Here is a 25,812-nt window from a genome sequence, read left to right as displayed (position 1 = left end):
TTTTTTTTGTTCATTCAGAACATCGCTTCTTCGGACTTGTTTTAATGTTAACTTCGACTTGGTGAGGAGGAAAACGAAAATGACACCAATGTTTTTTTTGAAATCATAGGTTATGAAACATTACATCTAGATGTTTTATTTTAGAATTTGAAAAAAAACACTTGACATTTGTCAAGAATTTGCTGTAAAAATCTAGTTTTTTAAAAGTTGGCACGCCATCTTCCAAATTTGTATTTTCCTTTCTTTAATAATAAGATTTGTTTAAAATGGAAGTTTTACCAGCAATTGGAAAGTCTTGCTTAGAAGTTTAGATATGATTTCATAGGATTTTAAGAAAAAAACGAAAGAGCAGCTAAAAACCTTTTTTTTGACTAATTAAAAGGAGGTGAGCTGTATTTAAAGTATTGTTTATTAGTCATTTATAGAGTTTTTTATAGGTTCTCTGTTATTTTCTACTCAACTTCTTTCGACCTAATAAGTACAATTTCTTAAAGTGTATTTTAGATTTAATACTTTGTAATGAGGTATTTGGCACGATTTTCGTAGCCGTTTAATAACAAAACGTTGAGTGAATTTGATGTGTTTTCTTCGGAACTTCACTCAATACAAAGTAAAAATTAACAATATAAAAAAAAGAAAATGAAAAGAATTTTTAGTCTTGCAGTTATTGCGTTCTTGGCATTCAATGCTTCGGCACAAGATACTCAAACAGACAACCACATCATCACTGTAGTTGTGCCTAATGTAGCCCTTTTGGATCTTGAAAGTTCAACTGGTAAAAATTTTAATGCTACTTTTGAACAACCAACTCCTCTTGAAGCTGGTCAAAAAGTAAGTGGTCCTTTAGACAATTCTGCCGTATGGTTGAATTATTCGTCTATCATTCCTTCTACTTTAACATCTAGAAGAGTAGACGTAAGTGCAAATGCACTGGTTCCTGGTGTTACTATTTCAGTTTTGGCTGGAAGTGCTACCACAGGAGCAGGAACAAGAGGAACTCCAACTACGGCGGTTACTTTAACTACTTCTGCTCAGCCAATTGTAACGGGTATCGGTAGTGCTTTCACAGCTACGGGTCCGAGCAATGGTCACCAGCTTACTTACTCTTTTGCTGCTGCAGATGCTAACTATGCTAACCTTAGAGCGGCATCAACACCAGTAACTGTAACCTACACTTTAGTAGATGTAAACTAAGATTTTGTTTATATTCGGATTGGCTTAAAAATGCCAATCCGAATTTTCATTTTTTTTTGCTTTCCAATGAAAAATATTCTTAAAACACTAATTCTTTTAACTCTCTCGAGTTATTCTTCATTTGCAGCCATTGTAATTACCAATGGCTTAACCCACACCCATAGTTTTGGTACCGGCCAAAAAGTGATAGGCAAGATTGAAATCAAGAATGAATCTGTTAAGCCTACCAAAATCCTGATATATAAGCAAGACTTAGAAAGTTATTGTGGACAAAATATCACTTACAGTACCTCAGGGAATCAACCCTATTCTTTGCATAAATACCTGACTACCAATGTAGACGAAAAGGTTCTTGCGGCAAACGAGCAGTATGTCTTATATTATACCATCAGTGCTGGTTCAGACTCTTTGAATAACGGAAGTTATTGGACAGTTTTGATGATTGAAGGTGCTGATCCCGTGAAAGAAGAAGAGGCAAACGGTGTTCAAATCAACTCAGTGGTAAGATATGCAGTACAAATAATTGCCGATGCGGGTAAATTTCAAAGCCCAAAACTAAGCTACGAAGATATAAAACTTAACACAAGGGAAGACTCAGTAAAAGTTCTTGGATTTAGATTAAAGAATGAAGGAGGTTTTTCAACAAAAACTAAAGTACTTGTGGAGATCTACGACGAAAAAGGCCAGAAAATCAAAACAATAGATGGCTTAGGCAAGCGGGTTTATCCAAGTCAGTGTAACGACTTTGAGGTTGAACTTCTAGGTTTTCCAAAAGGTAAATATGAGGGTATCATCATTACCGACAACGGAATTGACCTTTTTGGTGCCAATATTTCTTTAGAGTTGGATTAGATTTTTTTGAAATTATCCATAAATCCATTTTCCATTGAAAAATCTATTTTACATATCTTTTTTTCTTATAAATAGTGTTGTTTTTGCACAGAAACAGCCTAATATCTCTTTATCAGACATTCAGCCAAGTGCCATGCCTGGTCAGTTTACCACGCTTTTCGTTTATACAGATTTCGAAAAAACAGACAGTATCGAAGCTGTTCTCCGTCTTCCTGAAAGCTGGCAGTTGGTATTGAGCAAAGAGGCTCTAGACAACAAAGGCAATATAAAATATATATATACTTTCTCTTCTCCCAAGTTTGCCTCTGGTGGAAAGTACGAGCTGCAATTAGACTTTTTTAGGAAAGGTATAATTATAGCCTCCAAAATTACTGAAGCTCAAATCGACAACATTAAAAATATTGAACTTTCTGAATTATCTCATCCTCAATTTGTAAAAGAAGGCGATACGCTACATGTAGAGTATATGATCCAAAACCTTGGAAATACAGTTGAGAAATTTAAACTTAATCCAAATAGAGGCTGGTTGAGCACTACAGACACCCTTACTATTCTGCCCAATACACAAAAAATCATAAAGGTTTCTCAGTATATCCTGAAAACAAAAGAAAGTTATTGGCAGACTACCAGTAGCTTAGAATTAGAAGAATTTTCTGGAGGAAAAAAATATCTTCAGTCGGTAAGTATTCCAGTGTTTTCTAGCTCACCAAAAAAAGTAGACCTATATCACCGTTTGCCTGTTGAAATAGGTATTGGTTATTTTAATTATGGTCTTGATGGGCAAAACCAAGGAGCTATGCAATATTTTTCTCAAGGCTCTGGTTTTCTTGATGTGAAAGAAAAGCATAATGTGGATTTTGTAATAAGAGGGCCAAATCAACAAGATTTCCCCCAAATTGGTAGCTATGATCAATATTCTCTTGAATATGACTACAAGCAAGACTTTAATGTAAAACTAGGCGATTTCGTTAATAGAGTGAGTAACCTTGCTGAATTTAGTAGATTCGGAAGAGGTATTCAACTTCAAAAAAATATTGATAAATTTAATGTAAAGGCATTCTATCAAAATGCAAGATTCTTTCAGCAACAAAAAAATTCTTGGGGAGCAGGAGCTGAGTATAAATTAAAAGAAAACTTTAAAATAGGAGCGAACTTTACCAACAAGGGTTTGTACAAAAACAATGGCTTTTATCGCACATCTATAGTTGGTCTAAGCTCTATTTTTTCAAATAAAAATGGAAATATTGAAACAGAAGTAGCCGTTTCTAACAAATTAGGTAAATATGATTTCGGTTTTTATAACCAATTCATTTTTCAACTTTCCAAGTTTAATTTTTCAAGTCAAATTATTGTCACTGGTAAAGACTTTGATGGATTTTATACAAATAGTAGATTGATAGTCAATAGTTTGAGTTATAATTTTAACGCTAAGGTTTCTGTCGGGATTAATAGTAATTACACAAGAATCAATCCGGCTTTAGATTTGTTGACGTTTAATACATCACCATTAAACAAAACTAATACATTGTTTGTGAGTGTATTTCCGACTAAAAAACAAATGATTTTCTTGAATTATACCAAACAGGAGCGTGAAGACAGACAAGTCCCCTCAAACTTTCATTTCAAGGAAGAGTACGCAAACATATCATACTCTTTTATGACAGAATGGGCTACTGTTTTTACACAAGCTAGATACGGAAACGCAGTAAACCTGTTAGCAGGAGACAATAACGCTTCTTCTAAATCTATGAGCGAGCTTATTCAGCCAATGCTTAGAATTCAGAAATGGCTATGGGTGGGAGGTTATTTTGAACATCAATACACGTCAAAATTTAATGAAAATAATGATTTGGAAAACTTGTTTTATTTCGGGGGAAATCTAAGAGTAAATCACAGGAACAAATATTTCTTTAATTGTATGTATAGAAATAATTATGCTCCAGACGAATTTTTCATAAAAAGAACCTTCCTCGACGCTTCTATCGAATTAGATCTAAAAAAGCATAATTTTAGGGCAGTAGCCGGAAGGACATATTTACCGGGTTTTACCGCTCAAAACCAGAATACAATGTTTTTCTCGCTTAATTATTCTTTGAAGTTGAATGTACCATTGAAAAAAAATAAGAAGATTTCAAATGTAAAGGGCAGGGTTTACGGTTTAAACAATACGCAGCCTTTGGGTGGCATAATGATGCAGATGGGACAATATCAATCATTAACAGATCAGGCAGGTAATTTTAGTTTTGAAAATATATTACCCGAGAGATATCATATTTCATTTCCTGCAGATGAGCGAATGATAGGATGGACTCCAGAAAGTAGCTCTTCTCTCGAAATCGAGGCCAAAGCTGACTCTACACACATGCTGAATATACCACTAATCAAAACTGGCGGTGTGGTAGGCAAAGTTAAGCTGGAAATTGATGAGCGTAATCAAGCAATGAATGCTGGGAAACCCAAACCTCAAATTTTATTAAAAATTCAGAACAATGGAGAGTCTTATTTGACTAAATTAAACGAGTTTCAGGAATTTTCGTTTAAAGAAATAAAACCAGGTGAATGGAAGATTACAGTTTTGCTCACAAGTAATTCTGAAGGCTACGAGGTGTTAGAAAAAGAAAAAATCGTTAATATTGAGCCTGAAATGATATCAAAGACTGACTTTGTAGTAAAACAAAGCGAAAGAAAGATATTTTTTTCTAATAAAGAGTTTAAAATAAGTGCAAAACAATGAGGATATTATTTTTGATATTTCTTTTATTTTCTAGTAAGGTTTTTGCTCAAAATACTGCCAATTCAACAGTCAGCTTTGCGCTTCCGAGTGTTTCTTTGCTGGATTTGGCACCTGATAGAAATAGTTTTACACTAACTTTTGTAGCTCCCACAGAAGCTGGAAATGTGATTACCAGTACATCAACAAATAATACCAAGTGGTTGAATTTTACATCTGCAGTACCGCCTTTAGTTACTCGAAAAATAACCGCTCATTTGGCTGGAACGATACCTTATGGTGTCAATATCGTTGTAAATGTCGCAAATGTGGCTGGTTCAGGGGCTGGAGTTAGAGGTAATCCAGTGAGTCCAGTAGTTTTAAGTAGCACTCCACAAGCCATAGTGAATGGTATTGGCGGTGCATATACTGGAGATGGTAGTTCTCAGGGATACCAACTAACGTTTTCGTTAGGAATAGGAGATTTTTCGCAAATTAGAAATCAAACAGCAAACACCACGGTGGTTTACACATTAGCAGACAATTAATGAAACATTTAATTTTAATATCGTTTTTTGTGGTTTTTCAATTTAGAAGTTTTGGTCAATCAATAAGTGTGACCCAGGGTTGGACAACTTCAGTAGCAGCTAATACGCTTACTGAGGCCGGAACTAACTACACTGGTAATGTAACAAGTTCTGACCCTCAAGCATATGTCAGTTTTACGGGTTTTACTTCGTTTTCTAGCTACACTGTTCGAGTTCATAGGGCCGATATAGACTGGAATCCGGCTTTGGTTTTACAAGTCCGAAGAAGAGGAAATGGAACTGGGGGGTCAGGTGGAAGCATTAATGGTTCAACAAGTAATATTACCCTTACTACTTCGCCTCAAGTATTTTATAATGGAAGCGTTGGACTAAGTTCTGGACGGAGTAATGTTCCTGTCAGATATCGAGTAACTGGTAGGACAGTTTTAATTCCGGCAAAAACCTACACTGCTAATATTGTATACACAATTTCAAATTAATTTAAGGAGAGACTCAACATTTTAAAGCCTCACCACCTCTCCAGTTTTTACTGACTCGTCACAAGCAAAGGCTATTCTGAGACTATTTACTGCATCATCTACGTGGTCAGTCAAGTCAACATTATTCTGAATGGCATTTAAGAAAAATAATTGTTCTCTTTTGCATAGTTCGTTATGGTCTGGTTCGTCAGCGAAATCTATCCATTCGTCTTTTCTGGTAAAATTATTGGCGGCATCAATATCCGCATAGTGCACTTTTAGCGATTCCGCTTTTGAGTGAGCATCTACATTGTCAGATTGTCCGGCTTTTGAGGCATCTTTGGCTACAATAGAGACACAGCCCTTTGGTCCGATTACATCTTTTACAAAAAAGGCTGTTTCTGACATCATTGGGCCCCAGCCAGCTTCGTACCAACCCACCGAGCCGTCCTCAAAACGTATTTGTAGCTGACCATAATTATAGTTTCCTTCCGGAATATCTTCAGTCATGCGGGCACCGATGGCACTCACCCAAACGGGTTTTGATCTAGTCATTTGGCACATAACATCTATATAGTGCACTCCGCAATCAACAATAGGACTTAGGCTTTTCATAAGGTTGCGGTGTACGTCCCACATGATTCCATGGCTTTGTTGGTTGAGGTTCATCCTCATTACAAGTGGTTTACCCATCGTTTGAGCTACTTCTACAAATTTTTCCCAAGAAGGATGCACCCTCAGAATGTAGCCAATCACGAGTTTTTTATTATGTTTCTTAGCTGCTGCCGCCACTCTTTCGGCACCAGCGACGGTGTCGGCCAATGGTTTTTCTATAAATACATGGCAGTCTGTTTCTAAGGCTGCTATGGCATAAGCCTCATGGGTATCAGGGTAGGTGTTTATACTTACGGCGTCGGGCTTAGTTTCTGCCAATGCCGTGTAATAATCATCAAATAGGGGATAGCCACCACCGAGTTTTTCGTTCAGTTTTTCTTTGCTTTTGCCAGGTGACACTATGCCGCAAATATCGAATTCTGCAAGATGATGATAAGCCAAAGCATGAGAAGTGCCCATATTTCCACAACCAACTACCAAGACACGTATTTTCATTTTATTTAAAGTTTTTCAGATTCAAAAGTAAAAAAAATAGCCCAACGTTTCCGTTAGGCTATCAATATTTTTTAAAATATTTTAATTAGTCTTGAACGTAGGTTTTATTGCCGTTAGAATTGATATAATATCTACCGCCTCTTGGGCCCTCATATATCGTGCGGCCCTTAGCATCTTTACCTACTGACTTGTCCGCACCTGCTACTTTCTTTTGTGTTCCTTTGTCTGCCTGAGAGGTTTTAGTTTCAGTAGTTTTAGTTTTTGTGCCTTTATCAACCGTAGTTTTTTCTACTTTAGACTTGCTATCGCCTTTGTCATTTGTCTTTGTAGTTTTATCTACTTTGGTTTTACTGTCTTTGTCAACCTTAGTTTTTGAATCCTTCTCTGTTTTGGTTTTCGATTCCTTATCTACCTTAGTTTTGGCATCTTTTACCGTTTTGCTGTCTTTATCTACTTTGGTTTTTGTCTCTTTGGTAGTTTTAGACTTAGAGTCTGCATCTTTTGTGGTTTTGCTACCTTTTTCGCCTTTAGTTTTTGTTCCTTTATCTACTTTAGACTTAGTTTCTTTGGTAGTTTTTTCCTTTTTGTCGGCAGACTTCTCTTTAGAAGTCTTGGCTTCTTTTGTGGTTTTGGCCGCTTTTTTTTCTGTAGCTTTTTTAGTGGTTTGGGCACCTACCATCTGAAATGTAATACAGATAGCAATAAGAATACTGAGAATCTTTTTCATGAAAAATATATTGGTTTAAGTTTAAAATTGTACTCTAAACGAGGTTTAGCTTTGTTTATTTAATTTTTGGGGAAATTTACAAATTATTAACATTATAGAAGCAAAGAATGCTCTGATTTTTTTAAAACATGGGCTATGGAGTTATACGAGTTTTTGAGGGCATGCTCCACTTCTTCTTCGTTCATCCATCTGAGTTCTTCTATGTCTTCCTCTATTTGTGGCTTCATGTTTTTGTCTGATATGAGTTTCATGGCGTACCATTTGGTCTGTTTCAGAACCAATTTGCCCTTCATCATGTAGGTGTGCCAAGTGGTGCAAATCTTATCATTCACAATTACGGTTACTCCACATTCTTCTTCCACTTCACGCTCGGCAGTTTTTTTAGACTTCTCGTTTGCTTCTGCCTTACCTTTGGGTAAATCCCAAAAACCCAAACGTTTCATCATCAGTATTTTGCCGTCGTGGTTTTCTACCACGCCACCGGCTGCTTTTATTACTTGCAGTTTGTCCTTAACTTTTAGCTTAAAAAGCTCCTCGTTTTTTACCTCAAAAGTCAAATGACCGAGTTTTTCGGGCTTGGAGGACTGGGCGAACTTTATGAAGTTGAGAATATTGGTAAAATTGGCGTTTTTAACTAAAACATTTCCGCTCAATTCCCTGAATTCCACTGCTTCTGTTTTGATGTCAAACACGTGGTCGAAGTTTTTTGGGTGGTCCTTCACGAAATGCGTGTTTTCCGAAATAGTGATGGCCTTATTATTGACAAAAATGAGCATAATGATTTTTCAAAAACACAAAATTAATGGTTTTATCTATTAAAAGGACTCAGATACATATTTTTTAATACTAAGCACTTTATCTATTTTAAAAATTTCGTTACTTTGCGGATAAATCAGTCTAGATGATTGGAATAATCATCTTAAATTTTAATGGAAATTTTTATAATTCTTTTTCTAATTGTTCTAAATGGTTTGTTTTCTATGGCAGAAATTGCCTTGGTTTCATCCCGAAAAACAAAATTAGAAATTGCATCAAAAAATGGTGATAAACGTGCCACAGCAGCTCTTGCACTCGCCAACTCTCCCGGCAAATTCTTGTCAACTGTTCAAATAGGTATTACTCTTATCAGTATTCTTACTGGTATTTATTCAGGAGACACTTTTAAAGGTTATCTCATTCCGTTTTTTCAGAAATTTGCAAATTTGGCTCCGTATGCAGAAACGATTGCTGTGTTTTTGATTACTGTAGTTCTTACTTTTGTGACTTTGATTCTTGGAGAATTGGTGCCAAAGCGTATCGGTATGGCCAAAGCTGAGGAAATAGCCATGAATGCCGTGAAGCCAATGAGTGTGGTCTCTTATATTACCTCTCCGTTTATTTGGTTGTTGAGCAAAACTTCGGATCTTATTTTCAAAATCATTGGACTGAAAGAAAACGATAGCTCAGTGACAGAAGAAGAAATAAAGACTTTGATGCAAGAAGGTGCTACCGGAGGGACAATTGAAGAGATAGAGCATGAAATTGTGCAAAATGTGTTTCATCTGGGCGATAGGCGTATAACTTCGCTCATGACCAATATCAACGAGGTTACTTTTCTAGATTTAGACGACGACTTTGAAGTAAATAAGGAAAAAATAATCGACAAAAAACACTCGGTATATCCTGTTTGTCAGGATGGTATCAATGATATGCGAGGGCTTTTGTATATCAAAGACTTGCTAGGTAAAGACCTTAACTTTGAGTTACAGAGATTAGAAGAAAACCTCCGTACAGCCATTTATATCCCTGAAAATAACCATGCCTATCAGGTTTTGGAGAAGTTTCAAGAGGAGCGAAAGCACTTTGGAATCATTGTGGACGAATACGGAAACGTGGGCGGAATTGTGACGATGAACGACATTTTAGATGCTTTGGTAGGGGATATTTCGGAAACCAATGAGTTTGAGTTTGAAATAACCGAGCGGGAAGACGGAAGTTTTCTAATAGATGCTTCCTTGCCTTTTGACGACTTTTTGAACGAATTTGAAATAGACCTACCTACCCGCAAGGAATACACCGGTTTTGACACCATGGGAGGTTTTGCGTTACATATTTTGCAAGAAATTCCTTCGACAGCAGATACCTTCGAATGGGGTGATTTTGAGTTTGAAATAGTTGATATGGACAAAAACAGAATCGATAAGATGTTGGTTACTAAGAAAACCGAGGACAAAGAAGATTAAGATGAATACTGCTAGAAAAATTGCTACTTTTTTACTAAAAACTAAAGCCGTAAAACTAAGCCCTGAGAAACCCTTCAAATGGAGTTCAGGTTGGAATTCGCCCATTTATTGCGACAACCGCATCACACTTTCGGATGTGGAAGCTCGTACATTTATCAAAAAAGCCTTAGCAAAAGCTATCAAAAAAGAATTTCCAGAGGCAACACTCATTGCAGGCGTAGCCACGGCAGGCATAGCCCAAGGAGCTTTGGTGGCTGATTATATGAACTTGCCCTTTGCCTACGTAAGACCAAAGCTGAAAGAACACGGTATGGGCAACCAAATAGAAGGCAAAATAGAAAAAGGCCAAAAAGTAGTGGTACTAGAAGACCTTATTTCAACAGGTGGTAGCTCGATAAAAGCTGCCGAGGCATTGATAGAACAAGGCATTGAAGTAGTAGGTATGATAGCCATATTCACCTACGGATTTAAAATCGCCGACGAAAATTTCGCTGAAAAAAATCTTAAATTAGTAACCCTCAGTAACTACAATTACCTCATAGACGAAGCTCTAAAGCAGGATTACGTAAAACCCTCGGATGTAGAATCTCTTAAAAAATGGAGAAGAAATCCTGCGAAGTGGTGAAGAGATAGAATGTAATTATAAGTAAAAAGCAGGTTGAAAAACCTGCTTTTTTATGTAAACTAATCTTTGATAATTTTAAAAATCTATATAAATCTGCTTTGTTAGTTCCGATTGCTATCGGAATGTCATCAGTGTGCCAATTTCAAGTTTCAAAATCAACTCACCCAAACAAATCGCTGCTTAGATACCTATCACCTCTGTCGCAACAGATAAATACAATAAGTCCAGAATCTAATTCTTTGGCTAATTTTATCGCAGCAGCGGCTTGACCGCCAGAACTCATTCCTCCGAAAATAGCTTCTTTTTTAGCTAATTCTCTGGCCATAAGAGTGGATTCTTCTTGAGAAATATCAAAAATTCTATCCACACGGCTTGGGTCAAATATTTTTGGTAAATACTCTGCTGGCCAGCGTCTTATGCCGGGTATAGACGAGCCTTCGGTGGGCTGACATCCAACTATTTGTATATCAGGATTTTGCTCTTTTAAGTACATGGATGTACCCATTATTGTGCCTGTGGTACCCATAGAAGCTACAAAATGCGTGATTTTCTGTTCGGTATCTCTCCAAATTTCAGGTCCAGTGGTTTTATAATGTGCCAAATAATTGTCTGGATTGGCAAACTGGTTCAACTGTAAATACTCATCGGTCATTGATTTCTCTTCGGCATAGTCTCTACAAGCTTCAATATTTTCGAGCAAAATCACTTTTGCACCATAAGCTTCCATTGTATCCACACGTTCTTTGGTGGAGTTTGAAGGCATAATGAGTTCTATTTCAATATTATATAAACATGCAATCATTGCCAAGGCAATGCCTGTATTTCCACTTGTGGCTTCAATAAGTTTCATGCCTGGTTTTATTTCTCCACGTTCCAAGGCACTCTTAATCATGTTGAGAGCTGGTCGGTCTTTTACGCTTCCGCCAGGATTGTTTCCCTCAAGTTTTGCAAAAATCCTAACGTTTGGGTTTGGACTCAGTCTGCTCAGTTCGGCAAGTGGTGTATTTCCAATCAAATCTAATATTCCGGGCATAAAATGACGTTTATTTCAAAACTCAAATTTAAAGCAAAAAGTGCATTTTGAAATGTCATTGCTTCTTTTTTGTTTTTGATTCAGTACTTTAATAATATTCTCAAAAAAAGTATTTTTTGTCTATAAAAAGCTTTTTTAATTCAGGCAGTCATTGTTAAATAAATTTAAAAATGATATTTTCGCATTGTGTATTCACTTAATCAATAAACCAATTATGAAAAAACTCTTTTTGGCTTTCTCGTTCTTGTTTTCAACCGGCATCGTTGTAGCTCAAGCCCCTTCAGGCACTACCTACAATGCCAATACAAGGTTTGAACAATTAGGCGGAACTTTGCCAACGCCCAACACCTTCCGCACAGCTTCTGGAGCTCCAGGAAAGGATTATTTTCAAAACAAAGCCGATTACGACATCAAAGCAGAATTGGATGACGTTAACCAACGTATAATTGGCTCAGAGATAATTACCTATACCAACTTCTCTACAGATGATTTAAGATATCTATGGTTACAATTAGACCAAAATTTATTTCAGAAAAACTCTATAAATGCTCTTGGAAAAACGGGTGGAGTGAACCCACAAATGAGCAGCACCCAGCTCAATGGCATGAATTCGCCAAGTTCGGTGAATACAACCATTACATCTGAAAAAGAGTATGGCTATAAAATAAAATCTGTGAAGGATTTGAAAGGGGCTAATATTCCTTACACTATTAATGGTACCATGATGCGTGTGGATATTCCTCTTTCATTGAAGCCTACTATTGCTACTTCTATCAAAATTGAGTGGGAATATAACATTACAGAATATTATGGTCGTTCAGGCTATGAGTTTTTTGAAAAAGATGGAAACTACAATTATTTCATAGCTCACTGGTTTCCACGCATGTGCGTTTATGACGATGTAAGCGGCTGGCAAAATAAGCAGTTTTTAGGCCAAGGTGAGTTTACGCTTCCTTTTGGCGACTACAAAGTAGAAATTACCGTTCCTGATGATCATGTTTTAGGTGCTACCGGTGAGTGTCAAAACTACACCAAAGTGTTGTCGAAAGTGCAACAACAAAGAATGAAAGATGCTTCTTCATCCAAAACTCCTGTGATTTTGGCAACACAAGCAGAAGCAGAGGAAAGAATGAAATTCAAAAGCACAGGCAAACAAACTTGGATTTTCACAGCTAAAAAAGTTAGAGATTTTGCTTTTGCTTCTTCAAGAAGATTCATTTGGGATGCCATGCAAACCGATGTTTATGGCAACGGAAAGAAGATTTGGAGCATGTCCTTTTATTCTAAAGAAGGAAATCCACTTTGGGAAAAATACTCAACTCGTGTAGTGGAACATACTTTGCGTTCTTATGGCCAGCATACCATTGAGTACCCTTATCCAGTGGCTATTTCATGTCATGCCACTCGTGGTGGTGGTATGGAATATCCAATGATTAGCTTTAATGGTGGCAGACCAGAAGCAGACGGTACTTACTCTGAAGGTACCAAATACGGTATGATTGGCGTAATTATACACGAAGTAGGACACAATTTCTTCCCGATGATTGTAAATTCTGATGAAAGACAATGGACTTGGATGGACGAAGGCTTGAATACTTTCTGTCAATATTTGGCGGAAAAAGAGTGGGACAAAGAATATCCGGCTCGTAGAGGTGAGCCACAGGATATTGTGCCTTACATGAAAACAGAAAAGTCACAGCAAGTGCCTATCATGAGTTCTTCTGATAATGTCATGTTTTTAGGCCCGAATGCATACGCCAAGCCAGCTACTGGATTGAATATGCTTCGTGAGACCATTATGGGAAGGGAGCTTTTTGATGCAGCATTTAAAGAATATGCACGTCGATGGGCTTTTAAAAGTCCGATGCCTGCTGATTTTTTTCGTACTATGGAAGATGCATCAGGAGTAGATTTAGACTGGTTTTGGAAAGGTTGGTTTTATACTGTGGAGCCGGTGGATCAGGATTTGACCGAAGTGCAATGGTATTCTTTGGATACTCAGAATCCTGAACTAAGTAAAGCCGACATCAAGAAAATAGATGAAGCCAAAGCCAAAACCATGAGTAAAATTCGTGATAAGACGGATATTGAAAAATCAGTAGTCGAAGCCGATCCATCTATGAAAGATTTTTATAATTCTTACGATAGGTATGCTGTTACGGAGGCAGATAAGAAAAAGTATGAGACTTATAAGTCGTCCCTATCTCCTGACGATCAAAAACTTCTGGAATCTGGCATGAACTATTATGTTCTAAAAATCAAGAACAAAGGAGGTTTGGTGATGCCAGTAATTGTGCAAGCAGTTTATGAAGACGGAACCACGGAAGATTTCAGATATCCAGCCGAAATATGGAGATTAAATGACGTGGAAATCACGAAAACAATACCTACAAAGAAAAAGGTGGAGAAGTTTAAGTTGGATCCTTACATGGAAATAGCAGATATCGATGCCGCTAACAACAGTTTTCCGAAAGAGCCAGAAGCTCCAACGAAGTTTCAGTTAATGAAGCAACGTTCGGTTGGGCCACAAGGTCTGAATCCTATGCAAGAAGCTAAAAAGAATGATGCTGCGGGTGTTGGAAGTAGCGGTAGAAACTAAAATTTAGTGTTTTTGATTTCCAAAAAGAGAGATAAGTTTAACCTTGTCTCTCTTTTTTTTGATGAAACTTGCAACTTTTCAATTTTGCTGTCATCTTTAAACGAAACAATCCTAGTTTGAGTCACGAATATATAAAAGATAAGACAACTGAGCTCGTAGAGCTTTGCAAGGTGGGCAATCCTGTGGCTCAGCGGGAGATTTATAATTTATATATAAAAGCCATGTTTAATACGGCTTTGCGGATAGTAGGAGATAGGGAAGAGGCTGAAGATGTGATTCAAGAGTCGTTTTTGGATGGCTTTCTAAAAATAGGAATGTTTAGGGGGGAATCTACTTTTGGAGCTTGGTTAAAATCCATAGTAGTAAATAAGTCTATTGCAAAACTAAGAAGCCGAAAAGTAGTTCTAGAAGAAATAGACGATAAGATAGAATCAACCTTCAGAGATGAGGACGAGGATGATTTCGAGGAGAAAATGGAGACCATTGAAAAAGTAAAAAGAGCCATTAGTTGTTTGCCAAATGGATTTAGATTGGTCTTAAGTCTCTATCTGTTTGAGGGTTACGACCACCAAGAAATCGGGAGTATTTTAGGAATTAGTGAAGTGACTTCAAGGAGTCAATATGTAAGGGGAAAGTCAAAATTGTTAGAACTTTTAAAAGTTACACAATGAAATTAGAAGAGTTTATAAATAGAAACAAAGAAAAGTTTGAGGAGGAAGTAGCTGCAGATTTATGGGCAAAATTAGAAAAACAATTGCCCAAAAAACCGAAACCAACAATTTGGCTTAACAGTAAAATTCTGAGAATAGCTGCTGGTATAATCATTTGTTTGGGTGTAGGTTTTTGGTTTGGCAAATATTCTAAAGAAGAAGTTTTTGCTTCGAAACAAGATAAAATGATCAATTCAGAGCCTACTTTGGTGACATATACCGAGGCTGTTAGCGAGAAAAAGAAAAACTTGGAGGATTTGATTGAGAAAAATCCGGAACTCCAAAAGGCTTTTTTGAACGATTTATCAGACTTGCAGAAAAACTTTGAATATCTCAAGTCACAGTTGCCGCATAATCCAAATCATGATCAATTGTTTGAGGCGATGGTGCAGAATCTAAAATGGCAAATAGAGCTACTCAACCAACAGACAGCCATAGCAGTAGATGTAAACAAACATGAAATACTTTAAGATGAAAACGTATATTAATTATTTGATAATCTGTGTTTTGAGTGTTTCTCTGGCACAAGCTCACGAGAGTCCTTTAATCGAAAAGAGGAAAGAATTTAATTTTAATTATAGTGCTGGAGGAGTTGAAAAGCTTGAAATTGCCAACCAGTTTGGCGACGTAAAAGTCTACTTTAATAACCAGAAAACTATTACGGTAACTGTCCAAGTAACTGCCAACGCACCTACGAATGGCCAGTTGGATGAATTTATAGAATCTATAAATGTAAATGGTCAAAAAAATGGTGAGATTGTAAAGGTTTATACTTCTATCAGAAAAGAAAACTATAACATGAACTCTTGGAATAAAGACAAAAACTCTAGTTTTAAGATTGATTACAGTGTATACATCCCTAAAAACTTGGAATTGGTAATTTCAAATAGTTTTGGAGAGGTTAACCTGCCAGATTTTTCTGCTCCTTTGACTTTAAACCTAAATTATTGCACGCTTCAGGCAGCAAAAATTTCAAATCCAGACTCTAAAATAAACTTGAATTATGGAGTGGCAAACATAAAAGCTTTGCTTGGTGGAGACATTAATTCAAATTTCACTGCGGTCAATATGGGAGAAATGCGAAATGTAAACATGAAAAATAATCATGGAAGCTTGAAAGCCAAGTACTTAGAAGATATCGAAGGTGTGATGAACTACTCTGGAGGTGTTTTCGGAAATATCAAAGAAGCAGTTAAATTGAATGTCAATTTCTCTAAAAATTTCACAATCGAAAACATCGACGAGAAAGTAAAAAAACTTGAGATTTTCTCAAATTATTCAAATATTGACCTGCCAATAAGTGAAAAATTCAATGGCGTTTTTGATGTTAAAACCTCACATGGCACATTCTATGTTGACCCTGCACTGATGGTTCATTTTTTTAAGAACTCTGAAACAGACGGAAAAAAATCTGGTTACAAACCTAAAATTTCAAACTCCTATCAAGGTAAAATAGGTACAACTACCAACACCGATACCAAGATATTGATTATCTCTAATTTCGGCGACGTGAAAATAAAATAGGAAGTAAACTTAATACTGCCCAGTTCCTAGCATTACAAGTGTGCAAGCTTCAAGTACTTCTGTACCTTGTGCTTCGAGTTTTGTTTCTAGCTCAAAATTTTCAGCTCCTGGATTAAAAATCACCCTTTTGGGTTTCATTTTTAAAAGAAATTCTTCGTACTGTTGCTGATTTTTCTCGCTCAAATAGACCGTAACCGTATCGATGTCTTTATCTATTTCATCAATTTTGGTTTTGATATTTACACCACCAACCTGACCTTCGTTTTGGCCAAAAAGTTCAATCGTATGGCCTTTTTCAAGTAATCTTTGGGCAGCCATTAAAGCATATCGTCCAGGTTTTGTGCTGGCTCCAAGAACCAAGGTTTTCTTGTTGTGCATTTTTTTAAAAAGTTAAGCTTAAAGTTAAAATTTCTCCTTTTCTGTTTACAATCACGGGAACAGTTTGGCCTTTTTCAAATTTGCCCAAAGCCGCCATATAGCCATAAACATCTTTTATGTCATGTTCGCCTATTTTTGTGATAATATCCCCAGCTTTCAATCCAGCTTTTTGTCCTGGTCTGCCTTCAGATGCTCCGTCTAATCTTAGACCTACGCCATCAAATGAATAATCAGGAATTACCCCCATTGTAACTTTAAAAGTACTTTTTGTGGCTGCCGAATGCGGATTTGAAGTTTTCTTAAAATCAATTTTGGGACTATTATTAAGCTTTTCAATCATCTTTTTAATATAATCCAAAAGCAAAGCCTCTCCCTCATAATTTATCAAATTGGCATCATCGCTAGGTTTGTGGTATTCTTGATGAGCTCCTGTAAATAAAAAAAGTACAGGAATATCTTTCAAATAAAAGGAAGTATGATCCGACGGTCCTATTCCAGCAGAGTCTAGCGTATGTTTTATATTCATTTCTGAGGCCAGTTTTGATGCGTTTGCCTCCCAAAATTTACTCGTGCCAATCCCTCCAATACTTACGCCTTTGTCATCTCTGTATCTCCCAATCATGTCCAAGTTGACCATACAATTGATGTTTTTCAAGTCAAAAGTTGCATTGTCCAAAAGATATTTTGAACCCATCAAGCCGAGTTCTTCTCCCGAAAAAGCTAAAAAGATGAAATTGTAATTTTCTATAACCTTATTTTTGGCATAAAATCTAGCCAATTCTATCATTCCGGCTACACCAGATGCATTATCATCAGCTCCATTGTGCACTTGTCCATTAGAATTTGCCATCAAAGAACTGCCCTGATCGCCCATTCCGAGGTGGTCATAATGAGCCCCGATGATGATAGATTCGGTTTTGCCGTTATCTATCCAACCTAAAATATTGTTAGCATTTACTTGGGTAATATTCGGCGGAATGCCCTTTTTTGCGGCAAAAAGCTGTCTGTAATTTCCGTTTTCACCTAACGGTTTCAAACCTATTTTTTCGAATTGACCGATGATATAATCTCCGGCTTTGGTTTCGGCTGGAGTGCCTGTTCCTCTTCCTTCAAGTTTGTCTGACGCCAAATAGCCAATATGTTTTTTGAGGTTTTTAGTCTGAGCAGTTAGTTGAAAAGAAACCAGAAGGAGAAGTGCTAAATATTTCATAAAAGATGAAGCTTGTATTCTGTAAAACATATTTTTTGTTTAAAAGGTTAAATTTAATGAAATCCAAGAATTTATTTGGTATATATCTTATTTTTGCAAAAAAGAAAAAGCTATGTCGATGTTAGATATGATGGGGATGATGGGCAAAGTAAAGGATATGCAAGCCAAAATGCTTGAAGCCCAAGAAAAATTAGGTGAGATAGTAACCGAAGCCGAGTCGGGTGGAGGAATGGTAAAAGTCACTGTTAATGGTAAAAAAGAGCTTTTGAATATCGAAATCGAGCCTGAATTGCTCAATCCCGCTGACGCCAAAATGGTGCAGGATTTGATAGTGGCCGCAGCCAATAAAGCTTTGGCAGATATTGACGAAAAAGTAAAAACCGAAATGAGCAAAGTGACCGAAGGCATGATGCCAAAGATTCCAGGGTTCGATTTAGGAAATATTTTCAATAAGTAGTTTTGAAAGATACCGCAGTTGTTATTCTGAATTATAATGGGGTTGGATTTCTAAAGCGATTCTTGCCCAATGTCATAGAAAACAGCCCCGAGGCAGATGTCATAGTAATAGATAACTGCTCTACAGATAATTCAATCGCCTTTTTGCAGGACAATTTTCCGCAAACACAAGTCATTTGTAATGAAGAAAATTATGGATTTGCGGGTGGATACAACCATGGTTTAGCTCATATTTCTAATGAGAATTTAGTTCTACTCAACTCCGATGTGGAAGTTACACCCAATTGGTTAATTCCAATCTTAAAAAGGGCAAATGAAAGTCCAAATCTCGCAGCTATTCAACCTAAAATATTGGATTTTAACCAAAGAGACCATTTTGAATATGCCGGAGCTGCTGGCGGTTTCTTAGATAAGTTCGGTTATGCCTTTTGTAGAGGAAGAGTTTTTGATACTTTGGAAAAGGACTTGGGGCAATATCAAACTCCTACGGATATTTTCTGGGCTACGGGTGCTTGTTTTTTAATAAAAGCCAAGGTTTTTAAAGATTTAGGTGGATTTGATGAGCGTTTTTTCGCCCACATGGAAGAAATTGACTTGTGTTGGCGAATTCATAATGCAGGCTTCACCATTCAATATGAACCCAATTCTACGGTCTATCACGTTGGTGGAGGCACTTTGAACAAAACCAATCCTTTCAAAACTTATTTGAATTTCAGGAATAATTTGGCCATGTTGTATAAAAATTTGCCAAGTAAAATGATTTTTCCAATAATCTTCATAAGGTTGATTTTAGATGGAATTTCGTCTTTGAAATTCTTGAAAGACGGTAATGTGAAAGATTTTATTGCTGTGGCAAAAGCTCATTTTGGTTTTTATGCCATGATTCCATATCTGACAAAAAAACGAAACGGCTCTTATGGAGCTTATAAAAAACTCAGTGATTTTTCGGTAGTTTGGAGATATTTTGCAAAAAAACAAAAAACATATACTGAAATATGCTCAAAGTAGGTTTAACAGGTGGTATTGGTTCAGGGAAAAGTTTGGTGGCCAAGCTGTTTTCACTGCTCGGAGTGCCTATATACGAGTCAGACCAAAGAGCTAAATTGCTTATTGAGCATCAAGAAACTATTATTTCTGAAATAAAGGAATTACTTGGAGAGCAAGCTTATACTCTGGAAGGGAAATACGATAAGGTATTTGTTTCTCAGGCTGTATTTCAAAATGAAGAATTATTAAAAAGCCTCAATCATATAGTTCATCCAAGAGTTAGGCAGGATTTTGAAGGGTGGTTAACTGTTCAAAACGCTCCATTTGTTATTAAGGAAGCGGCCATCATGAACAGAAATGCTGGTCTAGATAAGATAATTGTGGTGGATAGTCCCAAAGATTTAAGGATAAAAAGACTTTTAAAAAGAGATATTCACCGAAATCTTGCAGAAATCGAAAAGATTCTGGAGAATCAAAAATCTCCCGAAGAATTTCTGGAAATGGCTGACTTTGTGATAAATAATGATGAAAAAAGTTTGTTAATTCCTCAAGTTTTGGAAATTTACAAGAAACTTATTTCTTGAACCCATCTTTTAATTCCTTCACATGGCCCGCTACGTCCCTGTCGAAGTCTATTAAATCATTGACAGTCTGAATGGCATGTATAACCGTGCTGTGGTCTCTTCCACCAAAATGATACCCTATTGCTTTCAGTGAAAGTGTAGTGAATTCCTTGGCCAAATACATGGCTATTTGCCTCGGTAGAACCACCTCGCGTAATCTGGTCTTACCTTTTATATCGCTAACTTTTATTCTGAAATAATCCGTAACCACCTCGATGATTTTGTCAATCGAAATCACCTTTTGATTTTCCTCTACTATACTTTTTACCCTAAACTTGGCCATATCCAAATTTATCTTTCTTCGTGTTAAGGCAGAGTCTGCAATAAGTGAAATCACCACGCCTTCTAATTCTCTTACGTTAGAATCTATGCAATGAGCCAAATATTCTATCACTTCCTCGTCCATTACGGCCTTTTCTTCCTCCACTTTATTTTGGATGATGGCTATTCTAGTTTCCAAATCGGGAGCCTGAATATCAGCAGTTAATCCCCACTTAAATCTCGAAAGTAATCTATCCTCCATGCCAGACAATTCCCTCGGAGGGCGGTCGGAAGTCATCACTATTTGCTTACCAGTTTGGTGCAAGTGATTAAATATATGGAAGAAGGTCTCCTGTGTTTTTTCTTTTCCAGACAAAAACTGGACGTCGTCTAATATCAAAACATCCACTCGCATATAAAACGCCATAAAATCCTGCAGGCTGTTTTCTCTGATAGCGTTTATAAATTGGCTCGTGAATTTCTCTGAAGATACATAAAGGACGATTTTACTATTTTCTGACTGTTTCTCTATGTAGTTGCCTATAGCTTGCACCAAGTGAGTTTTGCCCAAGCCTACACCACCATAAATCATCAATGGATTAAAAGATGTAGTACTGGGCTTTTGTGCTACAGCAAAACTAGCGGCTCTGGCCAAACGATTGCAGTCACCTTCCACAAAGTTCTCAAAACCGTAGCTTTTATTTAAGAAAGACTCTATTTGTTTTTCGTTAAAAGCTTTAAGGTCGAACGGGTTTTTTTGCGTCGGAGGAGCTGCTGGTGCAGCAGACTGGGCTTTATGCTGAGTCCCTATAGGCGGATTGGCGGCAGGTTTTTGGGTACCTCTATCTATAATAATAGTATATTCTAACTGCCCATCTTTACCGATGGCGTAGTCGAGAGCTTTTCTGAGGATTTTTACGTAATTATCTTCGAGCCATTCGTAGAAAAACTGACTCGGCACCTGAATAATAAGACGCTTATTAATTAATTTGTAAGGAATGATCGGTTCAAACCATGTTTTAAAGCTTTGTTCGGTTACATTCTCACGGATAACCGCGAGGCAATCACGCCAAACTTGTGTTACATCATTTTGAACTTTGGTTTCCAATTTCTCTGTTTTTAATTTTTTTTTCAGTCTTATTTTTGGGGCTACAAATGTAGAAAAAAAAAGCACGACAAGTGGATTTTTTTTTATTAAAGTGGAGCTATCTTGATTTAATACAAATCAATTGTAGAGTCCTACGTATAAATCGGAATGACTTCTTTAAAAAATTAAATTTAAAAATTAATTTTTCATCGAAAAAGCATGATTAGTTTTGTAATTGTTTTCAAAAACAATATAAAATTTGGCTGAATTTCTAATTACGAATTTTTAAAATTATCATCAATGAGTTTAAAAAAATATGCTTTGAGTCTCATTTTATTTATTGTATTATTTTTAGTTAAACTTTCTCCCTGGCAACATTTTTTGCATTCCAAAATATGGGTCATTTTTGCTTTTTTTGTGGCATTGGATTTTCTGATAAAAATGTTGGTAGAGCAAGGAATGGCCAACAAAAGAGAAAATTTTGTTCAATTTTACCTCGCATCAGTAGTTTTAAGGTTTATATTGCTTTTGGTTTTTATAGGTTTTGGCCTATACATGTACAAGGAAAACCAGAATCTGTTCGTGCTTAATGTTTTTGTATTATATTTATTTTTTACAATTTTTGAAATTTCAACTTTACTTAGTAAATTGCGTCGTTTTTGAAAATAGCATCTTTTCACAAAGAGTTTATAAAAGTACTACTTATGTTTAAATACGTTTATTCCTTAGTTTTTTGTATTGTTTTAGGTATTTCGCCTTCTTTTTCACAGCATACTGAAGAGCCTGCTGCTGCCACTGCTGCTCATGAAGAAGAGAAGTTTGACATCGGTGGTATGATTATGCACCACATTGCTGACGAACACGGTTGGGAATTCACTCACGGAGTTAAACTTCCGCTTCCAATCATACTTTACACAGCAGATAGAGGCCTTGAGGTTTTCTCATCTAGCAAATTAGATCACGGTCAAGTTTATAACGACTACAAAAACGAGCATGAGCATATAGTTAGGGTAAACGCAGACGGAACGGTGAACGAAGCCGTGCATCCGATGGATTTCTCTATAACTAAGAACGTAGCAACCCTTATGTTGGGTGCTTTAATATTGATATTGATATTTACTTCGGTTTCAAGAGGATATGTGAAAAACAAAGGCAAGGCTCCAAAAGGTATTCAGTCGTTCCTTGAGCCATTGATTGTTTACATGAGAGACGAAGTTGTTAAGCCTTCAATTGGTAAAAACTACGGAAAATACTTTCCTTACCTTCTAACACTGTTTTTCTTCATCTTTATAAATAACCTTTTGGGGTTGTTGCCAGGTGGAGCTAACTTGACTGGTAATATCGCCATCACATTGGTTTTGGCCTTGATTACCTTTTTGATTACAAATTTAAGTGCGAACAAATATTACTGGAAACACATTTTATTGCCTAACACGCCGAAATGGATGTGGGTAATTATGATTCCTGTAGAGGTAGTAGGAGTTTTGATGAAACCACTTTCGTTAATGATACGACTTTTTGCAAATATAACTGCGGGTCATATCATTATGTTGAGTTTGTTTGGTTTGATATTCATATTCAAAAGTTGGGCAGTAGCACCGGCCATTAGCATATTTGCTTTGTTTATGAGTGCTATTGAGTTATTAGTGGCATTTTTGCAAGCATTTATTTTTACATTACTTACGTCGATGTACATTGGTAGTGCCATAGAAGATCACCACGCCGAGGAGCATCATTGATATTATAAAAACATTCCTCTTTATTCCCCTATAAAGAGGCCAATTACAAATCATCTTCGGAGGGGGGGAGAAAATAAAAAAATAAAATTATGTCTTTATTGAACATTATTTTACAAGCGGCATCAGACGGTAAAGGTCTTGCTGTAATGGGAGCGGGTATTGGTGCAGGTCTTGCAGCTATTGGTGCAGGTCTTGGTATCGGTAGAATCGGTGGAAGTGCAATGGAAGGTGTTGCTCGTCAACCAGAGGCAGCTGGAAAAATCCAGTCAATGATGATTATCATTGCTGCCTTGATCGAGGCCGTAGCTCTTTTTGCTGCTGTAATTTGTCTTTTGATTTCTTTCAAAATGGCTTAAACCATTTAAGAAATCTACATTCCCAACATTATTCACATTAGGTGTTAATGTTGGGAATATTTTGAATTTAAATTTATTATTTATAATTGTACAAAAATGATTTTATTAGATAACGCATTGTTGAACCCAAGTCCAGGTCTTATTTTTTGGCAACTGGTAGTTTTTGGTTCATTGGTTTTTATTCTATGGAAGTTTGCTTGGAAAGGTATCATTTCGGCTTTGAAAGAGAGAGAAGGCGAAATAGAGGGTGCCTTACGTATGGCTGAAGAAACTCGTGCAGAAATGGCCAAGTTGAAGTCAGACAATGACAAACTTGTAGCCGAAGCTAAGAAGGAAAGAGATTTAATTATCAAAGAAGCCAAAGAAGCCTCTGATAAAATGTTAGCCGAAGCCAAAGACAGAGCCGTAGAGCAAGGCAATAAAATAATGGAAGATGCTCGAGAAGTGATGACGCAAGAAAGAGTGAAAATGATGAGCCAAATCAAGAAAGATGTGGCTACACTTTCGATAGAGATTGCTGAAAAAGTAATCCGTAAAGAACTTGCTGATAAAGCCACTCAGCAGTCATTTATCAGTGAGCTTGTAGCAGACGCAAAATTGAATTAATACCTCGGTCATTTATTTGATTGAAAATTTTTTAATAAAAGTATGTCAGAATCAATAGTTGCCTATCGTTATGCCAAAGCCTTAATAGACTTGGCAAATCAGCAGGGCGTAGTGGATGAAGTAAATAAGGATATGTCGTTTTTTGAAACGATATGCAATGAGAACGCTAATTTTGTAGCCGTTATGGCTAATCCAATTGTTAGGCACGACAAGAAATTGAGTATTTTAAAAAAAATATTCGAAAATAATGTAAACAATGTGACCTTCTCAATTTTTAGCGTCTTAACTAAAAAGAACAGAGAGAAGCTGATTTATTCAATTGCGAAAGAATTTCAAAAATTGTATAACCTTCAGACTGGTGTTCAAATAGTGGAAATTTCGTCGTCAGTAGCATTGACAGAAACACAGAAAGCAGACTTTGCCAAGATGGTTTCGGGTGCTATAAATAAGCAAGTGAAGTTAGAAGAAAGTGTGGATGAGACTTTGATTGGCGGTTATGTTTTGAGAGTTGGCGATACCCAAATCGACACCTCAGTAAAGAAAAAACTTAATGAATTGAAATTAGCACTAGCTTAATTAAGAATTAGTTTTCATGGCTATAAAGTTGAGAAAGGCCTCCGTTATTTCGGAGGTTTTTTCTGTTTTATAGGGTTAGTATTCGAGGATTATTATTTTTCTTCAGTCTTCTAAGACTTTGAAATCTGCGACCTTTCCTTTTTTATTTAATCTCTCTTTTGCCTTCCTTTTATTATGTCCAACGCCTTCTCCAAAGCAAAATATACCTGAATTTTGGGTCTATTTTTTTTAGTAAAATTTCTGTTTTTCGGGCCTTAATTGTTACTGAAGTGTTAATTCTCTAAATATTTCATGAAAATATTAAAAAAATGAAAATATTTTTTTTTGAAAATTCAATTTACACTTTGGGTAAGAAATGAAATAAATTCATTTTTCTATTGATTTCCACAAAAAACGAGATGAGCTTTTCAGTAAAAATGAAAAAATAATCTATTTTTTAGCTCATTTTTCACCGATTGGCCCAATTTTGAGCATTTGGTAGAGTAAAAAAACTTTTCTTGTTTTGTCCAAGTCAATTTGACTGTACAACAAACAAAATAAGACAATGAGACACATAGGAGCAAATTTGTACGTAAACAACGACACCGTTGAAATAATCGATTATTTGGTTGATTATAACCTTTTGCCTAAGCCCGTTCAGAAGACTTTCGCTGTGGTAAATCAGCAGGGTATGGACTTGGACTTAGTTATGTTTAATCCGGAAGCCGAAGAGAATAAATTTCTTCATTACAAGTTTGTTGATTTCGCCTCCAATTCTGACGCCTTGAAGTACCTGATTTCAATGTTTAGAAATTTGGCGACTGAGAATTACAATGTTTATACCCCGGCTCAAAAAAAACTGGAAGAATACTTGTATATGTTGCCGACCTATAGGGCGTTGTTTGGCTATAAGTTTAACGAGGATAACGAATTGTATCAACAAAAAAATTACGAATATTAATATGAACTCTGGAGTATTAATCAAAATAGGTGTAGAACTTTTGTTTGCCATTTTTATTTCAATCAGTGCCTTAGGGCAGAGTATGAGTCCTTTGGAAGAGGATAGGAATTATAAAACAGGCAAGGGAAAGTCAAAAAAATCAAGTTTGAGTTTTAAGAAAGTAAGTATAAAGATGGCGAGGAATTACAAACAACCAATGAAACTCGACTCCGCGGAGGCATATCAACTGGTTTTGCCTCGTCAGCAATCGCTAAGAAACAGAAATTATAAAAATTGAGGGG

General features: G+C 36.4%; 27 protein-coding genes. 20 read left to right on the top strand and 7 right to left on the bottom strand.

Features of this window, described 5'->3' with window-relative positions; genetic code table 11:
* Positions 1–639: 639 nt before the first annotated feature.
* The 5 genes from EGI26_RS13555 to EGI26_RS13535 all read left to right on the top strand — a co-directional run bounded on the left by EGI26_RS13555 (position 640) and on the right by EGI26_RS13535 (position 5,783).
* Complete coding sequence (locus EGI26_RS13555) at positions 640–1,194, top strand: hypothetical protein (protein WP_255079048.1); 555 nt, start codon at positions 640–642, stop codon at positions 1,192–1,194.
* 66 nt (positions 1,195–1,260) lie between these two features.
* Positions 1,261–2,046: a hypothetical protein gene (locus EGI26_RS13550; protein ID WP_255079047.1), complete on the top strand. Its 786-nt coding sequence runs from the start codon at positions 1,261–1,263 to the stop codon at positions 2,044–2,046.
* A 34-nt stretch (positions 2,047–2,080) separates the two neighbouring features.
* Positions 2,081–4,780, top strand: a complete 2,700-nt coding sequence (locus tag EGI26_RS13545) for a hypothetical protein (RefSeq protein WP_255079046.1) — start codon at positions 2,081–2,083, stop codon at positions 4,778–4,780.
* On the top strand, positions 4,777–5,304 hold the full coding sequence (locus EGI26_RS13540) for a hypothetical protein (protein WP_255079045.1): 528 nt from the start codon (positions 4,777–4,779) through the stop codon (positions 5,302–5,304). Before EGI26_RS13545 ends, EGI26_RS13540 begins: the two co-directional genes overlap by 4 nt.
* The gene (locus EGI26_RS13535; protein ID WP_255079044.1) at positions 5,304–5,783 is read left to right on the top strand and encodes a hypothetical protein; all 480 of its coding nucleotides are present in this window, start codon (positions 5,304–5,306) and stop codon (positions 5,781–5,783) included. Before EGI26_RS13540 ends, EGI26_RS13535 begins: the two co-directional genes overlap by 1 nt.
* Positions 5,784–5,804: 21 nt before the next feature.
* Here EGI26_RS13535 and EGI26_RS13530 read toward each other — a convergent pair whose 3' ends face one another.
* From EGI26_RS13530 to EGI26_RS13520, 3 genes are all read right to left on the bottom strand, one after another.
* On the bottom strand, positions 5,805–6,872 hold the full coding sequence (locus EGI26_RS13530; RefSeq protein WP_255079042.1) for a Gfo/Idh/MocA family protein: 1,068 nt from the start codon (positions 6,870–6,872) through the stop codon (positions 5,805–5,807).
* Positions 6,873–6,957: 85 nt separating this feature from the next.
* Positions 6,958–7,599, bottom strand: coding sequence for a hypothetical protein (locus tag EGI26_RS13525; RefSeq protein WP_255079041.1), 642 nt, complete (start codon positions 7,597–7,599; stop codon positions 6,958–6,960).
* 92 nt (positions 7,600–7,691) lie between these two features.
* Positions 7,692–8,375 (bottom strand): NUDIX hydrolase, encoded by a 684-nt coding sequence (locus EGI26_RS13520; protein ID WP_255079040.1) that lies wholly within the window; start codon positions 8,373–8,375, stop codon positions 7,692–7,694.
* A 153-nt stretch (positions 8,376–8,528) separates the two neighbouring features.
* On the opposite strand from EGI26_RS13520, the gene EGI26_RS13515 reads away from it, so the two are divergent.
* Complete coding sequence (locus EGI26_RS13515) at positions 8,529–9,821, top strand: hemolysin family protein (RefSeq protein WP_255079038.1); 1,293 nt, start codon at positions 8,529–8,531, stop codon at positions 9,819–9,821.
* A gap of 1 nt (position 9,822) precedes the next feature.
* Complete coding sequence (pyrE, locus tag EGI26_RS13510) at positions 9,823–10,446, top strand: orotate phosphoribosyltransferase (protein ID WP_255079036.1); 624 nt, start codon at positions 9,823–9,825, stop codon at positions 10,444–10,446.
* 160 nt (positions 10,447–10,606) lie between these two features.
* Here the strand turns inward: pyrE and cysM are convergent, their stop codons facing one another.
* A complete protein-coding gene (gene cysM / locus EGI26_RS13505; protein WP_255079035.1) occupies positions 10,607–11,479 on the bottom strand; it encodes a cysteine synthase CysM in 873 nt (290 codons plus the stop codon).
* Between the two features lie 214 nt (positions 11,480–11,693).
* On the opposite strand from cysM, the gene EGI26_RS13500 reads away from it, so the two are divergent.
* The 4 genes from EGI26_RS13500 to EGI26_RS13485 all read left to right on the top strand — a co-directional run bounded on the left by EGI26_RS13500 (position 11,694) and on the right by EGI26_RS13485 (position 16,312).
* The gene (locus tag EGI26_RS13500) at positions 11,694–14,078 is read left to right on the top strand and encodes a M1 family metallopeptidase (protein WP_255079034.1); all 2,385 of its coding nucleotides are present in this window, start codon (positions 11,694–11,696) and stop codon (positions 14,076–14,078) included.
* A 116-nt stretch (positions 14,079–14,194) separates the two neighbouring features.
* The gene (locus tag EGI26_RS13495) at positions 14,195–14,749 is read left to right on the top strand and encodes an RNA polymerase sigma factor (RefSeq protein WP_255079032.1); all 555 of its coding nucleotides are present in this window, start codon (positions 14,195–14,197) and stop codon (positions 14,747–14,749) included.
* Positions 14,746–15,258, top strand: coding sequence for a hypothetical protein (locus EGI26_RS13490; RefSeq protein ID WP_255079031.1), 513 nt, complete (start codon positions 14,746–14,748; stop codon positions 15,256–15,258). The genes EGI26_RS13495 and EGI26_RS13490 overlap by 4 nt, the downstream gene beginning before the upstream one ends.
* A gap of 1 nt (position 15,259) precedes the next feature.
* On the top strand, positions 15,260–16,312 hold the full coding sequence (locus EGI26_RS13485; RefSeq protein WP_255079030.1) for a hypothetical protein: 1,053 nt from the start codon (positions 15,260–15,262) through the stop codon (positions 16,310–16,312).
* Between the two features lie 9 nt (positions 16,313–16,321).
* Here the strand turns inward: EGI26_RS13485 and EGI26_RS13480 are convergent, their stop codons facing one another.
* Together EGI26_RS13480 and EGI26_RS13475 are read right to left on the bottom strand one after the other, a co-directional pair.
* The gene (locus tag EGI26_RS13480; protein ID WP_255079029.1) at positions 16,322–16,690 is read right to left on the bottom strand and encodes a CoA-binding protein; all 369 of its coding nucleotides are present in this window, start codon (positions 16,688–16,690) and stop codon (positions 16,322–16,324) included.
* A 4-nt stretch (positions 16,691–16,694) separates the two neighbouring features.
* A complete protein-coding gene (locus EGI26_RS13475; protein ID WP_255079028.1) occupies positions 16,695–17,930 on the bottom strand; it encodes a M20/M25/M40 family metallo-hydrolase in 1,236 nt (411 codons plus the stop codon).
* Between the two features lie 82 nt (positions 17,931–18,012).
* On the opposite strand from EGI26_RS13475, the gene EGI26_RS13470 reads away from it, so the two are divergent.
* Genes EGI26_RS13470 through coaE form a run of 3 tightly spaced genes read left to right on the top strand, consistent with a single transcriptional unit; the run spans position 18,013 to position 19,927 of the window.
* Positions 18,013–18,357 (top strand): YbaB/EbfC family nucleoid-associated protein, encoded by a 345-nt coding sequence (locus EGI26_RS13470; RefSeq protein ID WP_310587960.1) that lies wholly within the window; start codon positions 18,013–18,015, stop codon positions 18,355–18,357.
* 2 nt (positions 18,358–18,359) lie between these two features.
* Positions 18,360–19,364, top strand: a complete 1,005-nt coding sequence (locus EGI26_RS13465) for a glycosyltransferase family 2 protein (RefSeq protein ID WP_255079027.1) — start codon at positions 18,360–18,362, stop codon at positions 19,362–19,364.
* Complete coding sequence (gene coaE, locus EGI26_RS13460; RefSeq protein ID WP_255079026.1) at positions 19,352–19,927, top strand: dephospho-CoA kinase; 576 nt, start codon at positions 19,352–19,354, stop codon at positions 19,925–19,927. Before EGI26_RS13465 ends, coaE begins: the two co-directional genes overlap by 13 nt.
* On the opposite strand, the gene dnaA is transcribed toward coaE, so the two are convergent.
* Complete coding sequence (gene dnaA / locus EGI26_RS13455) at positions 19,917–21,335, bottom strand: chromosomal replication initiator protein DnaA (protein WP_255079025.1); 1,419 nt, start codon at positions 21,333–21,335, stop codon at positions 19,917–19,919. The genes coaE and dnaA overlap by 11 nt on opposite strands.
* Before the next feature lie 683 nt (positions 21,336–22,018).
* Here dnaA and atpB point away from each other — a divergent pair.
* The 6 genes from atpB (at position 22,019) to EGI26_RS13425 (ending at position 25,808) form a co-directional block, all read left to right on the top strand.
* Positions 22,019–23,053: a F0F1 ATP synthase subunit A gene (atpB, locus tag EGI26_RS13450; protein WP_255079024.1), complete on the top strand. Its 1,035-nt coding sequence runs from the start codon at positions 22,019–22,021 to the stop codon at positions 23,051–23,053.
* An 89-nt stretch (positions 23,054–23,142) separates the two neighbouring features.
* Entirely contained in the window at positions 23,143–23,409 is a 267-nt protein-coding gene (gene atpE, locus EGI26_RS13445) for an ATP synthase F0 subunit C (protein ID WP_255079023.1), read from the top strand.
* Positions 23,410–23,505: 96 nt separating this feature from the next.
* Entirely contained in the window at positions 23,506–24,015 is a 510-nt protein-coding gene (atpF, locus tag EGI26_RS13440) for a F0F1 ATP synthase subunit B (RefSeq protein ID WP_255079022.1), read from the top strand.
* 42 nt (positions 24,016–24,057) lie between these two features.
* Positions 24,058–24,591 (top strand): ATP synthase F1 subunit delta, encoded by a 534-nt coding sequence (gene atpH, locus EGI26_RS13435; protein ID WP_255079021.1) that lies wholly within the window; start codon positions 24,058–24,060, stop codon positions 24,589–24,591.
* Positions 24,592–25,135: 544 nt separating this feature from the next.
* The gene (locus EGI26_RS13430; protein WP_255079020.1) at positions 25,136–25,531 is read left to right on the top strand and encodes a hypothetical protein; all 396 of its coding nucleotides are present in this window, start codon (positions 25,136–25,138) and stop codon (positions 25,529–25,531) included.
* Between the two features lies 1 nt (position 25,532).
* Complete coding sequence (locus EGI26_RS13425; protein ID WP_255079018.1) at positions 25,533–25,808, top strand: hypothetical protein; 276 nt, start codon at positions 25,533–25,535, stop codon at positions 25,806–25,808.
* The last annotated feature ends 4 nt before the right edge of the window (positions 25,809–25,812 follow it).

The sequence above is a fragment of the Lacihabitans sp. CCS-44 genome (genome assembly GCF_024343735.1).
Classification (GTDB): domain Bacteria; phylum Bacteroidota; class Bacteroidia; order Cytophagales; family Spirosomataceae; genus Leadbetterella.
Note: the sequence above shows the minus strand (reverse complement) of the source record. Positions and strands in the feature narration are given on the sequence as shown.

Excerpts from the sequence above, each read along its gene's own strand:
- atpH (WP_255079021.1), top strand. The coding sequence starts at position 24,058 with ATGTCAGAATCAATAGTTGCCTATCGTTATGCCAAAGCCTTAATAGAC.
- coaE (WP_255079026.1), top strand. The coding sequence starts at position 19,352 with ATGCTCAAAGTAGGTTTAACAGGTGGTATTGGTTCAGGGAAAAGTTTG.
- cysM (WP_255079035.1), bottom strand. The coding sequence starts at position 11,479 with ATGCCCGGAATATTAGATTTGATTGGAAATACACCACTTGCCGAACTG.
- EGI26_RS13540 (WP_255079045.1), top strand. The coding sequence starts at position 4,777 with ATGAGGATATTATTTTTGATATTTCTTTTATTTTCTAGTAAGGTTTTT.
- atpE (WP_255079023.1), top strand. The coding sequence starts at position 23,143 with ATGTCTTTATTGAACATTATTTTACAAGCGGCATCAGACGGTAAAGGT.
- EGI26_RS13550 (WP_255079047.1), top strand. The coding sequence starts at position 1,261 with ATGAAAAATATTCTTAAAACACTAATTCTTTTAACTCTCTCGAGTTAT.
- EGI26_RS13470 (WP_310587960.1), top strand. The coding sequence starts at position 18,013 with ATGTCGATGTTAGATATGATGGGGATGATGGGCAAAGTAAAGGATATG.
- EGI26_RS13490 (WP_255079031.1), top strand. The coding sequence starts at position 14,746 with ATGAAATTAGAAGAGTTTATAAATAGAAACAAAGAAAAGTTTGAGGAG.
- EGI26_RS13520 (WP_255079040.1), bottom strand. The coding sequence starts at position 8,375 with ATGCTCATTTTTGTCAATAATAAGGCCATCACTATTTCGGAAAACACG.
- EGI26_RS13530 (WP_255079042.1), bottom strand. The coding sequence starts at position 6,872 with ATGAAAATACGTGTCTTGGTAGTTGGTTGTGGAAATATGGGCACTTCT.
- EGI26_RS13425 (WP_255079018.1), top strand. The coding sequence starts at position 25,533 with ATGAACTCTGGAGTATTAATCAAAATAGGTGTAGAACTTTTGTTTGCC.
- EGI26_RS13525 (WP_255079041.1), bottom strand. The coding sequence starts at position 7,599 with ATGAAAAAGATTCTCAGTATTCTTATTGCTATCTGTATTACATTTCAG.
- EGI26_RS13475 (WP_255079028.1), bottom strand. The coding sequence starts at position 17,930 with ATGTTTTACAGAATACAAGCTTCATCTTTTATGAAATATTTAGCACTT.
- EGI26_RS13555 (WP_255079048.1), top strand. The coding sequence starts at position 640 with ATGAAAAGAATTTTTAGTCTTGCAGTTATTGCGTTCTTGGCATTCAAT.
- EGI26_RS13430 (WP_255079020.1), top strand. The coding sequence starts at position 25,136 with ATGAGACACATAGGAGCAAATTTGTACGTAAACAACGACACCGTTGAA.
- atpB (WP_255079024.1), top strand. The coding sequence starts at position 22,019 with ATGTTTAAATACGTTTATTCCTTAGTTTTTTGTATTGTTTTAGGTATT.
- EGI26_RS13480 (WP_255079029.1), bottom strand. The coding sequence starts at position 16,690 with ATGCACAACAAGAAAACCTTGGTTCTTGGAGCCAGCACAAAACCTGGA.
- EGI26_RS13500 (WP_255079034.1), top strand. The coding sequence starts at position 11,694 with ATGAAAAAACTCTTTTTGGCTTTCTCGTTCTTGTTTTCAACCGGCATC.
- atpF (WP_255079022.1), top strand. The coding sequence starts at position 23,506 with ATGATTTTATTAGATAACGCATTGTTGAACCCAAGTCCAGGTCTTATT.
- EGI26_RS13515 (WP_255079038.1), top strand. The coding sequence starts at position 8,529 with ATGGAAATTTTTATAATTCTTTTTCTAATTGTTCTAAATGGTTTGTTT.
- pyrE (WP_255079036.1), top strand. The coding sequence starts at position 9,823 with ATGAATACTGCTAGAAAAATTGCTACTTTTTTACTAAAAACTAAAGCC.
- EGI26_RS13485 (WP_255079030.1), top strand. The coding sequence starts at position 15,260 with ATGAAAACGTATATTAATTATTTGATAATCTGTGTTTTGAGTGTTTCT.
- EGI26_RS13535 (WP_255079044.1), top strand. The coding sequence starts at position 5,304 with ATGAAACATTTAATTTTAATATCGTTTTTTGTGGTTTTTCAATTTAGA.